Here is a 13466-nt window from a genome sequence, read left to right as displayed (position 1 = left end):
TTTATTGTTGTGGATTTAGCCCCTCGTGGGGCTAAAATGGCTAAATTTAGCAATGGATTTAAAATTTCTTTTAAAATTTGCTTAATTTTTCAAGCAATATTTAAATTTTTTAAAAAATTTTTAGTTTTTTAAAATTTGCCTAATTATTTGCTTTTTTTTCATTATAAAGCACATAAATTATCAAGCCTAAGCCTAAGATGATGATTATAGCGATAAATAAAAGCTCTGCATTATCAAGTAGGGTCATTTTTTACCTTTAATTTTTGCTTAGTTTTAAGTAGATATTTTTTAGTTTGGCGCACATTTGCTCTAAACTAAAATTTTGGCGCACGAAATTTTGGGGATTTTGGCTTAGGTTTTTAATACTATCTGGCTTGCTTAAAAGCCCATCAAGCGCGCTAATTAAAGCATTTAAGCTATTTTCATACAAAATAAAATTGCTCCCATCATATAAATCTTTTATACTGCCAACATCTGTGCTAAGGCAGGCTTTTTGCATAAAAAGTGCTTGGGCTAGGGCTTGTGGGACGCCTTCATTTTTGGAGCTAAGCACGAAAATATCAAGCGCGCATAAGAATTTAGCAGGCTCATTTATGTGGCCTATAAGTTTTGTGTAAGCATTCATTTTGTTTTCATTTATAAAACGCTCTAAATCATCTTTTTTTGGGCCATCACCTGCTAGTATAAAATAAATATTTTTATGAATTTTATGAATTTCAAGTATGGCATTTAAGAGCATTTGCTGATTTTTTACCGAGCGCAAAACCCCAAGAGAGCCTATAATTACGGCATTTTTGGGTAAATTAAACGCGCTTTTGCATTCGTTTTTATCGTAAAGATTTGGCGCAAATACGCTCTCATCGATGCCTGTTGGGATTGAAGCTATTTTGTTTGGGTTTATGCGGTTGTTTGCTATCATCGCATCTTTTACGCCTTTGCCAGTTGTTAGCACGAAATCGGCTAATTCGTTTATGAAATTTAATCTGCTTGGATTTATGGGCGCTGAGAGATGGCGAGTGCGGATTGAGCGCACATTAGCAAGCTTTGAGGCTAAAATTCCACACCAAGTATCAATTCCGCTATGCGTGTTTAAAATATCTATTTTGCGCTCTTTTAAAAGTTTGGCTAATGAAAAAATGCTTTTTAGATCAAATTTTGATTTAAAGGGCAAATAATGCACGACAAATCCTGCATCTAGCGCGTAATTAGCGATCTTTGCTCCATTTTTACAAGCTAGCTCGCATTCGATTAAGCAAGCATTATCATCTTGTGCGATTTTAAAATTTTGAGCCATAAAGCCTTTCATTTCAGCCAGTATTCGCATTTCTTGTCCGCCCCATCCATCGCTCCATTCTGTGTGTAAGATACGGATTTTTCGCATTTTTTCTCAGCCTTTAAGATTTTTGGCTATTATAACACGAAAAAAGGCCAAACTTTGAGCGTAAGCGTGTTAATGTATCATCATATTTTGCCAAAAAGTAGTTTTATAAGTTCTAATGTGAGTGAGTTTGAGGCGCAAATGGCGTATTTGGCGCGCTGTGGTTATAAGGCTTTAAGTTTGGAAGAGTTTTTTTTGTATAAAAAAGCCAAGCTAAAAGTGCCTAAAAAAAGTGTTTTGATTACTTTTGATGATGGCTGGCGGGATAATTTTTATTTCGCATATCCTATTTTAAAGCGTTATAACCTGCGCGCAAGCATATTTTTAGTTACTAGCTGGGTGCAAAAAGCAAGTGAGCAAAAGGCTGAATTTAGCCCTTGCTCGCATAGTCAATGTAAAAAAATCGTCCCAAATGAGCCTGGGCGCGTGGTATTAAACTGGGATGAAATTGCGCAAATGCGCGATATTTGCGATTTTGCCTCCCATACGCATACGCACGGAGATGATTATTTTGGTAGTTATGATTTTGCTAGTGATTTAGGGCTTTGTAAAAAAATAATGAAAACTCGCTTGGGCATCGATGATAGCGTGCTTTGCTGGCCGCGCGGGAACTTTGATGCAAATATGCTAAATATCGCTAAAAACTTAGGCTATGAATTGTTTTTTACCACAAAACGCGGGATAAATCGCCCAGATGGCATTTGCGATGATGTGCGCCGAATCGCCGTAAAAAACGGCGCGCAATGGCTAAGAAAAATTTTATTTATATACCAAAATGATGTGTTTGGCAAGCTTTATGGCTTAGTTAGGGGATAAAAATAAATTTTAATTCATCTCAATTTAAACTAATTTTTTTAAGCGCGATTTAAATTAAAATTTTCTTTGGCGCGATATTTAAACTTAAATTTTAATTCATCACGGGTTTAAATTAAAATTTTAATCCCGCTATCTTTTAAGCCCAAATTTTAAGTGGCTTTGGATAAAATTTCTCTTTTTCATCTATGACGCTTTGGGCGTTTTGGCTGTTTTGTGCTTCATTTTGCGTTTTGGTGTAAATTTGATTTACAACTATGCTTTTGCCCTCTTTGGTTCTAAGGATAAAAAGCTTGCCGTTTGTGGTTTTTTGGATTAGCTCCACGCCTAAATCTTTTAGGGATTTTTCTTCTAATTTGCCTGTGGTTTCATTTTTGATTTTAACCACGCTCACGCTTAAATCTATTTTTTCATTTAGCTCTTTTTCATCCATAAAATCAGCATTTACATTTAATGCCTCGTTAAAAGCCTTGCCGCTGTCTTTGTAAAGCTTGCTTACATTTATTTCTCTGCCGCTATTAAATCTAAGCGTAAAAGTGCCGTTTTCATTTATTCTTATAGCAGTTAGCGAATCTGTATCTATTAGCATATTTGCTGCGGCTTTTTTATCTGTTTCAAAGCTATCTTTTACTTTTTGGAGATTTTCTAGGCTAAATTTTAAGCCAGTTATTGCCACAAATTCGCTTTGTATTTTTAGCATTTTGCTTGATTTAAACTCTGGGTTATTTATAATATCTCCAAACTCAGCCATAATTTCATCGCTTGCTACTTGCTTGTAGCTATCAAAAAAGCCATTTAATGCGTTAAGCTCAGCCATATAATCATCATATAAGGCTTTAAATTTTAAATATTGATCGCTATTTTTGCTTGTTTGATCTTTTGCGTAATTTAGCTCTTCTAGTTTGTAATTTCCATCAAAATTTATTTTTGCGTAGGCTAAATTTGCTAAATTTTTTAGCTTTGAAGCATCTATCCAGCCATCATTATCTGCTAGTTTTGCAAGCTCTTTTAAATCATTTTCATTCATACTTTGATATCTTACTTCGGCTTTAAAATGTGAGTATGGATTATACGAGCTGATATATTCGTAAGATGCATTGTATGTTTTTTCGTCCCAGCCATAATTGCTTACTTGTTTATCCCATTTTTTAATGGCATTTTCTTTGCTATCTATAAAATCTTTTAAATCTATTCTATCAACCACATCGCTAAGTTTTTTAATAATTTCATTACCATTTTTATCATAAGCTCTTATTTTTAATTTATCAAAATACATATCATTTTTATCTACAAAGCCATTGCCATCGCTATCAAATCTAAAAAGCTGAGCGTTTTTATTAAGAGTGCCAATGCCAAGTTCATCATTATTGCCAGCTAAATCCAAAAATATCTCAGCCTTGCCAAATTTTGTATTAATTAAATTTGAGTTTGCATAAGAGTTTAGGTAGTAAGAATTTGGAATTAAGGGCATGGAATTTGTGTAATTATCGCTATTGGCGTATCCAGCATTTGGAGTGAATTTGTTTGCGTAGCTGTAATTTCTAGCAAAATTCATATTATATTCAGCGCCTGTGAGATGTCCGTTTGAAACTAGCGATTTTCCAAGCATAAAATATGTTTGCTCTGCTATCATATCATTAAGCATTTTTCGCATAAAATATGCTTCATCTTTTATAATAGGTGCGTTGTCTAAGGCATCATTTTTAGTAAGTAAAAACATTTTATCAACTAAGCTTAGTTTTGAGATTAAATTTGTGTCGGTATTTTTGTTGATAATATAATTTGAATTAGTGCCTTCATAATATAATAAATCCATATTATTTGAGTATATAGTATAATCTTTATATCTTGTGTATGTTATAGGCTTATTATTTTTTATAGCTATGTAGTTTTCATTTTTGTTTTGGCTGATTGTATTAAAATTTCTATCGCCATAAAGTTGAGTTCTTGTTTTAGATATTTGTGCATTTTGTTTTATGATATCGGCATATTTGTCAAAATTTAAGTTGTTTAAATCTAAATTTGTTTGAAAAGATTTTATATCCATAAATCATTCCTTATTACATAAATTGCTAAATTTATCAAGTCCGCCTGTTATTAGGGTAAATTTTTTGTTAGAAACTTCTTGCGCATTATTTACTTTTTCAAAAGTAAAATTATCTGCTGAGAAAAGAGCATAAGCTAAAAGCATAATTGCTAAAACAATTTTTTTCATAATATCTCTTTAAAATTTTAAATGCTTCATAAATCGACAATAAAATAAAAATCGACAATAAAACAAAAAGCTTTATATAAAATGCAAAAAAATGTGAAATTTTAAAATAAGGCAGAAATTGAGTTTAAAATTTGCGTTTTGGCTAGCTAAAAGCTAGCCAAATATAAGCTTGATCAAGCTTTCAATGTTCGTTTTGTTCTATTTCTTTGGCTGTTTGGCAGGCGACTTTATCTTTAAGCGCGCAGGCTTTTTTATAAAATTTTATCGCCGTTTGTATATCGCGCGTTTGCCCAGATAAAGCAAGTGAGCCTAATTGCACGCAAGAGCTTGCCACACCGCCATTACAAGCTTGGGTGTAGTATTTTTTGGCTAAATTATCGTCTTTTTTAATATGCCCTGCGCCAGTATAAAAATACGCCAAAAGATCGCAACCTTTTGGATTTTGACCTTGGCAAGATTTTTTTGCCATTCTAAAAGCTTGTTCTTGTTTGCCGTTTTCTAGCGCGATTTTTGCTTGTTCGGCTAGGCTTTTGTTTTTGGTTTTGGCTTGCGCGCTCACGCATAATGCTAAAACAGCGCAAATAACTAAGAATTTTTTCATTTTACCCCCTTAAAGTTTAAACGCAAATTTTATTATAAATTTATAAAATTTTAGCTTTAAATCATCTTACCGCCACTTAGAGCTTTGAATTCTACTATTTGAGCCTGAGCTAGTAGTAGTTGATATACTCGCATAAACTCGTTATTTCTTAAATTCCACATATCATAATGAATTAAATAAAATTTTAAAAAACCCGTGCGGAGTTTAAAGCGCAAAAAAAAATAATTAAAATTTTAAAATTTTAAAAAAATTGCTGTATTAAATTTTTCATTTGTTCGTTATTTGCGCTATTTATTGCTGTGCGAAACTCGCTTGCGCCACGCATATTTTTAGAATATTCGTGTAAATGCTTTCTAAAAATACTAGCACCAAACTCGCCATAATGCCCACACACAAGCTCAAAATGCTCTTTTATAATCTGCTTTTTTTGCTGTGCATTTGGCGGATTTTGCCCTTTTAAAATGTTAAAAATCCACGGCGAGCCGATACTTGCGCGCCCTATCATCAGTCCATCGGCTCTGCTTATATTTAAAATTTCTTTATAATTTTTTTCATCAATGCTACCATTTGCGATTATTGGGATATTACTTAGCGTTTTAAGCTCGCCTAAAATTTCAAAAAGTGGCGGAGTAGAAAACCCGCCACTTCTAGTGCGCGCATGCACGCAAATATAATCAGCTCCGGCATTTTGAATATCGCGCACAAAACTAGGCAAAACCACGCTATCAAAACCAAGGCGAAGTTTTGCGCTTGTGTAGGATTTTGTGCTAGTTTTTTTGATGGTTTCAATGAGTTTGCAAAGTTTTTTTGGCTCTTTTAAAAGGGCTGAGCCTGCGCCTTGTTTTATTACTTTTGGCACCGGACAACCACAATTTAAATCAATCCCGCTAATGCCATTTATTTCATTTAGCACAGCCACTGCGCGCGCTAAAACGCTCTCATCGCTTGCTTCTAATTGCACGATGTAAGGGCTTTCAAGTGGCGATTTTTCAAGCATTTTAAGCGTTTTTGCGTTTTCGTATATTAAAGCATTCGCGCTTATCATTTCGCTTATTGTTACATCGCAGCCATGGCGCTTAATGAGCGAGCGAAAGGGCGGATCGCTTAGCCCTGCAAGCGGAGCCAAAAATAAAGGTTGTTGATTAAAATTTATCATCATTTACGCTTTTTAATTTAAAATTTTAAAATTTAGCTTGATTTAGGCGCGCTTTTAAAGCAAATTTTAAAATTTATTTTATATTTCCGCTAATATCTAGGCGTAAATTGCCGTTTATAAAAAGATGTGGATTTTGGCTAGCTTTTTTAGCAAAAAGCGGTGCTAGCATTTCCATGGCTCTATCTGTGCTACGCTCGATATCAAGGGCTTTTTCGGCCTCGTCAAATGCCTGCTCCATCGCACCTGCTTTTTTATCTTTTAAGAGTTTTTTAAGCGCATCAACCCAAGGCTTAATCTCATCATCGCTTGGCAAGGCTAGCATATCTTCATTTACGCTTTTTGGCACATCAAGGGCTATGCCAGCACCGGCCATTGCTTGCTCTAAGCCACCATTTTTAGCCACCAAAACAGGTATGCGATTTAGCACAGCCTCGCTAGCTACTCGCCCCCAGCCCTCATACCAAAAATTCGGCACGCTTGGAGCAAGCAAAAGTTTTGTCATAGCATAAATGCCTTTCATATTGCGCGTATTTTCAGCCATTTGGACATTTTCAAACATTGCAGCTTCTAAGCCTTTGCCCTTGCTATCTTTTAGCGCGTTTATGGTTGCGCTAAAATGCCCACGGCTATTAACGCATAAAAATTTTTCATTTTTAAGCTCTGGGTCTTTTTGTGCGATTAGGGCGATTTTAGCAAAAATCCCGCCACCTTTTCGCGGCTCAGGGTTTATCATAGTGATATATTCTGCTGTTTTATCTTTTTCATCGGCCACATAATCTTCTTTATTTACAAAAATGCCAGTTGTAGCTAGATTTAATCTATCGCGCATACCATAAAGGTGTGCATTTGCATCGCTATCGGTAAAAAGCAAATCGCTATCAAAAAAATTATAATATGGATGATTGCCATTAAAAATAGGATAAGCGTGCGGGATACCGCGCCTGCGGCATTCGGCGTGGATTGCTGCGCCAAGACAACCCATACCATAGCCCATACAAACATCAGGCCTAAAAGTGCTAAGCATAGAGCAAAACCTAGAAAACAGCTTCCAGCTTTCATCGTGGGTCATTTCGCCCATATTTATACTAGCACAAGGCAAATAAGTATAATCTATGCCATTTTGATTAAAATTAAGCGCGCTTTTTTTGGAGCTTTCTTTCATTTCTTCTTCTAATTTTGGGAAATGCGACTTAGCCCCAGCCATACTATCAAAACAAAAGCTCCCAAGCACGCGCACGCTTACACCGCGCTGGGCTAGCTTTTGGAGCATTAGGCGCGCTTGAACGGCTGCGCCGCTTGAAGTGTCGTGGAGATTAAAAGGGCTTACCCATAGAAGTTTTGGCATATCAAATCCTTAAAATAAAATTTGTAGATTGTAACAAAATTTTTAATGATTTCATAAAATTTTATTATTAAAATGGCTGAAAATATCTTTGTGTTTTTGCTAATTAGATTAAAATTTGCCAAAAAAGCCTTATTTTTTAAAATTTATTTGAGTTTATTTTGATAAAATTATGCTTTTTTAAGGCTTTTTATGTTTAATAAACTTCGTGATATTTGTGATTTGATTGTCTTTAAGCATTCGATTTTTGCTTTGCCTTTTATATTTTGTGCGATGTTGGTTAGCTCTAAAATGCAAAATCAAACGCTGTGGTTTGGCTGGGGATTGTTAATTTTAGCTTTGTTTTGTGCCATAAGTGCTAGAAACTACGCAATGGCCGTAAATAGATACTTAGATGCTAAAATTGACGCGCTAAATCCACGCACGGCAAATCGTCCAAGCGTAGATGGACGCATCGGGCGTAAAAATTTAGCCCTTTTTATCTTGGCAAATGCTTTTGTTTTCATACTTTCATCATTTTTTATAAATTGGCTTGCTTTTTGGCTTTCGTTTTTGATTTTAATTATTTTAGGCGCGTATTCGTATTTTAAGCGTTTTTCTCCCTTGGCGCATGTGTTTTTGGGGCTTTGTTTGGGGCTTTCGCCTGTGGCTGGTGCTGTGGCTGTGCTTGAAGAAATACCGCTTTGGTCGTTGTTGCTGTGTTGTGGGGTAATGCTTTGGACTGCTGGCTTTGATGTGCTTTATTCATTACAAGATATAGAATTTGATAAAAAATTTGGCCTTTATAGCATACCAGCTAATTATGGCAAAGAAGCTTCTATGTTTATAGCTAGGCTTTTTCATAGTGGCGCGGTGGTGTTTTGGTTATTTTTTGTTGGTGCTGTGGGGCTTGGATTTTGGGCGTATTTGGGCGTTTTCATATGCGCGATTATTTTATATGCAGAGCATTTGATTGTGGATAAGGATGCTAATAAAATAAATAAGGCATTTTTTACGCTAAATGCTTGGGTTAGTGTGTTGTTTGTAGCTTTTATTTGGGTGGATTTATGGTAGAGCAATTAAGACTAATAAACGCAAGCGCGCAAGTATCTTATGAGCTAGTAAGCGAGCAAAATAAGGCGCGATTTGAGAGTATTTTTGCTAGTTTAAATAATGGCCTTGATGAATGGCTAAGCCTTGCGCGCGCAAAAGACGAGGGCGAAAATACAGATCCGCTCACACTAAAACTTTTAATAGAAGTTTTAAGAAAGCTTGAAAATATTGAAAATTTGCTCCAAAGCAAGGCGCAGGGACAAAATTTAGAGCTTGCTAATTCAAATCTTGCGGTTAGTTTGGGCTATGAGGGTTTTGCTTTTGATGAGGCGTGTTTAAAAAGTGGCGAGCTGTATTTTGCCAAGGTGCTAATTCAAGGTTTTGTAAAAAAGCATATTGGGCTGTATTTTATCGCCCTTGATGATAAAACGGCTAAAATAACGCGCTTTAGCAAAAGCGATGAAAAAGAATGGGCGCAAAATGTGGCAAGAGCTGAATTAAGCGCGATTAGAGCGAGCAAAGATAATGGATAAGCTATGAGTAATGATTTGATTATTTTACTTGGAATTTTGGTGTTGATAGGATTGTTGTTTTTGTGGGTGTGGCTTGGGATGCAATCTTTTAATAAAAGATTAAGAAATCACGCTAGAAGCATTGATAAATTGATGCAAGCTAATTATGAATTAAGCAAGAAAAACGCGCATTTAAAAGAATCAATCAAAGGCTTTATAAGTAGCGCTCAAAGCACCAGCCTTGAAATGGAGCAAATAAATAAAAGCCTTGATGCTAAGATAAATGAAGCCATCGCAAGCAAGATTTTGCCGATGATTGCGAGCTTAAAACGGCTTGAAGATAATATGGGCGATTTTGCTAGCGAGCATAATGAGCGAATGTATGATTTAGAAAAACGCACAGAAAATTTTAGCAAAATCACTCCGCCAAGCTTTGAAAAAGAAGAAGATTACATAGTAGATCTTTATAAAAGCGGCAAGAGCATTGAAAGTATCGCCAAGGATTTACACATCACGCTTGGGCGCGTTGAGATGGTTTTAAGATTTAGAAAACTGCTTTAAAATTTTAATTTTAAATTTTAAAATATTTAAAATTTTAAATCTCAAATTTTAAAATTTAAAAATCCAAATTTTAAGTTTTTTTAAAATTTTAAACTCAGAATTTTAAAATTTCAAGCACAAATTTTAAAATTTTAAATCCCAAATTTTAAACCCAGAATTTTAAAATTTCAAGGCTAAATTTTTAAGCTAGCTTCAAATTTTTCTTGTAAAAATAAAGGCTGATAGCTTTGTTTGGCCTTGCGAAGTCCTTCGATGCCTAGATCTTCTTCGCGATTTACTAGCTCATAATCTGCCCAGCACCTAGCTAAAAATTCCCTATTAATGGCTTGATAAATGCCATTGTAATTTATATCGGCCTTTTCGATGTGAATCACCACGCAACGCTCATTTAAAGCCTCCCCAAAGCTAAAAGCAGCGATTTGTCCATCAACACGGATAATCCCGCCACTAAAACTAAGCCTACTAAAATTTTCTAAACAAGCGATAATGCCGATATATTCATTTTTAAGCCCATCGCTTTTATTGCTTAGGCTATCAAACCAGCCATTATAAACGCGCGCTAGCTCAGGCGCATTATTTTCATCTAAAAGCTCAAAACTAAAATTATATTGCTTTAAAAAATTATTAAAATGTGTCTTTTTTTTGTGATATTTTTTGCCCGCAAGTGCTATTAGTTCGCTTACGCTATAAACATAATCGCTGCGGTCTGGGTTATAAATAAAATCAAAACGCCCAGGCATTAGCTCTTGGCATTGAAGCATTTGATTTTTGCTTATTGAATGAATGCTAAAAGGCATTTTAATGCTCTCAAAATACAAAATACACGCTTCAAGCGCATTTTTTATGGCCAAGAGATCGCCATTTTTATGTAAGGGATAAAAAATAAAAGGATTGGAATCTGGGTATTTTGTTTTGATTATTAGGCATTCATTTTGTATGCCCCAGCTAATTTCGCGCCCAAAATGCCATAAAAAAAGATTAGTAAAGCTTAAATCAGAAACTTCGACCCCGCAAGCTTTAAAATAGCTTTCTAGCTCGTTTTTATCGCATAATTCTAAGGCTTTAAATTTCATTTTAGTCCTTTAAAATTTTCATTAAAAAAAATGTCAAGCTTGCTAGCAAAATAATACTAGCCCCGCTTGTTAAATCAAAATAAAAAGCAAGTCCTAGCCCGCCAAGGCAAAAAAGCGCGCTAAAAGCGGTGCTAAGAGCCATCATCAAGGCTAGATTTTTACTAAATTTTTCTGCTATATAAGGCGTGATTGTAAGCAAGGCTATTACCATCACAAGCCCCACAAGCCTAATGCTTACCACAACGCAAAGCCCCATAAACACGCTTTGTGCGTAATACAGCGCGCGCGTGCTAACCCCACGGAGCAAGGCAAACTCACTATCAAAGCTAGCAGCGCAAATGGCTCTATAAAATAAACCAACAAAGCACAAAATCAGCACATCAAGCCCTGCGATAATGTATAAATCGCTTTTTGGCACGGCTAAAATCGAGCCAAAAAGATAGCTCATTAAATCCACATTCATTTTATCGCTTAAATCAGCAAATATCACGCCAACAGCCATACCAAAAGCCCAAATAGCGCCAATTACGCTATCAAAACGCCCGCGTTCATTAAAGCTAAAATAAGCTATCAAAACGCTAAGAATTAGCCCAAAACCCAAAGCCCCAAGATTAGGCGAAAAGCCCGCAAAAAACGCTATGCCAACGCCACCATAAGCCCCATGAGCTATGCCACTTGCTACAAAACTCATTTTATTAATTACTACCAAAGTGCCAATAATCCCAACACAAACACTTAAAAGCAAGCTCGCAATAATCGCATTTTGCGCAAAATCAAAACTTAAAATTTCTATCATTTTTTTTTACTTTTAAAATTCATAAAATAAGCCAAATCCATTTTTGCTTTTGTAATTCATAAAATAAATTAATCCGCCAAAGCCAAAACCCGCGATTATAGCCAAAAATCCAAAATTCATTTATTTAAATATTTTATGCTTGATTTGCGTTAATAAATTTTAATTATTACACGCGCATTTGGCATTATGTAAAAGCGCTGCCATCTCCACACCGCAAAAATGCTCGCTGTTTTTTGCTAGCGTAAAAATATTTGCGTTATTTTTAGCGTCATTTTCGTGTAAATATAAACTTTTATTAACAAAGGCGATTTTATCTGCGATATTTAGTGCCATTTGCGCATCGTGGCTTACCATAAAAATGCCGATTTTACGCTCATTTAAGGTTTTTAGCAGTTCGTAAATTTGCGCTGCGGCCTTTGGGTCTAGGCTGGCTGTGGGTTCATCTAGGATTAAAATTTTAGCCTGCGTGGCGATTGCGCGCGCTATATAAACGCGCTGGCGCTCTCCGCCGCTAAGCTCTTGGATTTTACGCGCGCTAAACTCGCTCATTTGCACCGCTTCTAGCGCGCTTGTGGCTATTTTATAATCTTCTTTTGTGTAAAAATTAAAAATCTTGCCATTTAGCCTAGCCATTAGCACCACTTCTAGCACGCTTAATGGAAAATTCGCATTAAGCGGAATAAATTGTGGCACATAGCCTAGATTTTTTGGCGCGCTTATCGTGCCAGAACGCGCCTTTAATAATCCCAAAACTAATTTTAAAAGCGTGCTTTTACCGCCTCCATTTGGGCCAATAATGCTTAAAATTTCATCACTATTATACTCTAAGCTGATATTATCAAGTATAAGATCATTTTGATAAGAAAAGCTTAAATTTTTAATTACTATTTGCATCTTTAAAGGCTTTAATGGCGTGTTTTAAGGCGTTAAAATAATCATTGCTTAAAGGATCGATTTGGATTATTTTTGCGCCGATTTGGCTTGCTATTACTTGTGGGCTATGGCCTAAATATCCCGGATTTGTAAAAATCACGCTTACGCCGTGCTTTTTGGCGTCTTTGATGATACTTGCTAGCTCGTTGATTTTTGGCTCTTTTGCGTTTTTTTCTATGCTGATTTGCTCTAAATCATAACGCTTAGCAAAATATCCCCAAGCTGGATGATACACGATAAAAGCGCGCTTTTTAAGCCCTGCTAGTTCGGTTTTTGCATAATTATCTAATTCATCAAGTTCATTTAAGAGCGCATTTAGGTTTTGCTCGTAGGTTTTTTGATTTTGGGCGTTTATTTTTATTAGCGTGTTTGCGATGTTTTGGGCGATGATTTTTGCATTTAGTGGATCAAGCCAAATGTGCGTGTCTAGCTCATGGTCGTGGTCGCTTTCGTGGTCGCTTTCGTGGTCGTGGTCGTGGTCGTGGCTATGCTCTTGTTTGATTTTTGTGATATTTTCATCAAGTTTTGTTATTAAGAGATTTTTGGCATTTGCTTTAAACTTTTCTAGCCAAACGCGCTCAAACTCCACCCCAATAGCCAAAAAAACATCAGCCTTTGCGATGATTTTCATATCGCTAGGTTTTGGCTCGTAATTATGCGCATCGGCTGAAATTAGCGTGTGTAGCTCTACATTTTCGCCGCCGATTTTTTGAGCCAAAAAACTAACTGGCGCGACAGATGAAACGATTAAAATTTTAGCCCAAGCCATAGAAGCTAAAACAAAGATAAAAAAGATTTTTTTCATAATTTGCCTTATTTGCCTTAAAATAAAGCCTTGATTGTAGCAAAAATTTTAAAATTTGCTTGTTTAAAATTTTAAAATTTGCCAAATTCTAAAATTTATAAAAATATTTTTTTAAAATTTTTGGCGTTAAATTTAAGATTATTGTGCTTAAAGGCTAGGGCGCGTGGCGCGTGGCGCAGGGCGCAGGGCGCAAAGCCCCGTCCTTTTGGTGTTAGATTAAAATTTATTATTTCAAACTTCGTGTAAGAT

The 13466-nt window shown here is 35.6% G+C and carries 15 protein-coding genes; 4 read left to right on the top strand and 11 right to left on the bottom strand.

Features of this window, described 5'->3' with window-relative positions; translation table 11 throughout:
* Positions 1-256 precede the first annotated feature (256 nt).
* Positions 257-1381: a glycosyltransferase gene (locus CINF_RS07820; RefSeq protein ID WP_179975137.1), complete on the bottom strand. Its 1125-nt coding sequence runs from the start codon at positions 1379-1381 to the stop codon at positions 257-259.
* Positions 1382-1435: 54 nt separating this feature from the next.
* Between CINF_RS07820 and CINF_RS07815 the strand changes: the two genes are divergently transcribed.
* Positions 1436-2194 (top strand): polysaccharide deacetylase family protein, encoded by a 759-nt coding sequence (locus CINF_RS07815; protein WP_179975136.1) that lies wholly within the window; start codon positions 1436-1438, stop codon positions 2192-2194.
* Positions 2195-2330: 136 nt separating this feature from the next.
* On the opposite strand, the gene CINF_RS07810 is transcribed toward CINF_RS07815, so the two are convergent.
* The 6 genes from CINF_RS07810 to CINF_RS07785 all read right to left on the bottom strand — a co-directional run bounded on the left by CINF_RS07810 (position 2331) and on the right by CINF_RS07785 (position 7508).
* Positions 2331-4238 (bottom strand): hypothetical protein, encoded by a 1908-nt coding sequence (locus CINF_RS07810; RefSeq protein WP_179975135.1) that lies wholly within the window; start codon positions 4236-4238, stop codon positions 2331-2333.
* Between the two features lie 3 nt (positions 4239-4241).
* The gene (locus CINF_RS07805; RefSeq protein WP_179975134.1) at positions 4242-4406 is read right to left on the bottom strand and encodes a hypothetical protein; all 165 of its coding nucleotides are present in this window, start codon (positions 4404-4406) and stop codon (positions 4242-4244) included.
* Between the two features lie 181 nt (positions 4407-4587).
* Positions 4588-5007 (bottom strand): tetratricopeptide repeat protein, encoded by a 420-nt coding sequence (locus tag CINF_RS07800; RefSeq protein WP_178695470.1) that lies wholly within the window; start codon positions 5005-5007, stop codon positions 4588-4590.
* A 56-nt stretch (positions 5008-5063) separates the two neighbouring features.
* Entirely contained in the window at positions 5064-5222 is a 159-nt protein-coding gene (locus CINF_RS07795; RefSeq protein ID WP_179975133.1) for a hypothetical protein, read from the bottom strand.
* A 26-nt stretch (positions 5223-5248) separates the two neighbouring features.
* Positions 5249-6163 carry a tRNA dihydrouridine synthase gene (locus CINF_RS07790; RefSeq protein ID WP_179975132.1) on the bottom strand — a complete coding sequence of 305 codons (915 nt, stop codon included), beginning with the start codon at positions 6161-6163 and terminating at the stop codon, positions 5249-5251.
* Between the two features lie 73 nt (positions 6164-6236).
* On the bottom strand, positions 6237-7508 hold the full coding sequence (locus CINF_RS07785) for a glycosyltransferase family protein (RefSeq protein WP_179975131.1): 1272 nt from the start codon (positions 7506-7508) through the stop codon (positions 6237-6239).
* Positions 7509-7697: 189 nt separating this feature from the next.
* Between CINF_RS07785 and mqnP the strand changes: the two genes are divergently transcribed.
* Genes mqnP through CINF_RS07770 form a run of 3 tightly spaced genes read left to right on the top strand, consistent with a single transcriptional unit; the run spans position 7698 to position 9610 of the window.
* A complete protein-coding gene (mqnP, locus tag CINF_RS07780; RefSeq protein WP_179975130.1) occupies positions 7698-8558 on the top strand; it encodes a menaquinone biosynthesis prenyltransferase MqnP in 861 nt (286 codons plus the stop codon).
* Positions 8552-9070 carry a hypothetical protein gene (locus CINF_RS07775; protein WP_179975129.1) on the top strand — a complete coding sequence of 173 codons (519 nt, stop codon included), beginning with the start codon at positions 8552-8554 and terminating at the stop codon, positions 9068-9070. Before mqnP ends, CINF_RS07775 begins: the two co-directional genes overlap by 7 nt.
* A 3-nt stretch (positions 9071-9073) precedes the next feature.
* A complete protein-coding gene (locus CINF_RS07770) occupies positions 9074-9610 on the top strand; it encodes a DUF6115 domain-containing protein (protein WP_179975128.1) in 537 nt (178 codons plus the stop codon).
* A 173-nt stretch (positions 9611-9783) separates the two neighbouring features.
* Here CINF_RS07770 and CINF_RS07765 read toward each other — a convergent pair whose 3' ends face one another.
* The 4 genes from CINF_RS07765 to CINF_RS07750 all read right to left on the bottom strand — a co-directional run bounded on the left by CINF_RS07765 (position 9784) and on the right by CINF_RS07750 (position 13217).
* On the bottom strand, positions 9784-10683 hold the full coding sequence (locus CINF_RS07765) for a DUF2156 domain-containing protein (protein WP_179975127.1): 900 nt from the start codon (positions 10681-10683) through the stop codon (positions 9784-9786).
* 1 nt (position 10684) lies between these two features.
* The gene (locus CINF_RS07760) at positions 10685-11479 is read right to left on the bottom strand and encodes a metal ABC transporter permease (protein ID WP_179975126.1); all 795 of its coding nucleotides are present in this window, start codon (positions 11477-11479) and stop codon (positions 10685-10687) included.
* Positions 11480-11638: 159 nt separating this feature from the next.
* On the bottom strand, positions 11639-12373 hold the full coding sequence (locus CINF_RS07755) for a metal ABC transporter ATP-binding protein (RefSeq protein ID WP_179975125.1): 735 nt from the start codon (positions 12371-12373) through the stop codon (positions 11639-11641).
* Positions 12357-13217, bottom strand: a complete 861-nt coding sequence (locus CINF_RS07750; RefSeq protein ID WP_179975124.1) for a metal ABC transporter solute-binding protein, Zn/Mn family — start codon at positions 13215-13217, stop codon at positions 12357-12359. Before CINF_RS07750 ends, CINF_RS07755 begins: the two co-directional genes overlap by 17 nt.
* Between the last annotated feature and the right edge of the window lie 249 nt (positions 13218-13466).

Origin of the sequence: Candidatus Campylobacter infans, assembly GCF_013416015.1 — a bacterium.
Classification (GTDB): Bacteria; Campylobacterota; Campylobacteria; order Campylobacterales; family Campylobacteraceae; genus Campylobacter; species Campylobacter infans.
This window is presented reverse-complemented; position numbering and strand designations above follow the sequence as displayed.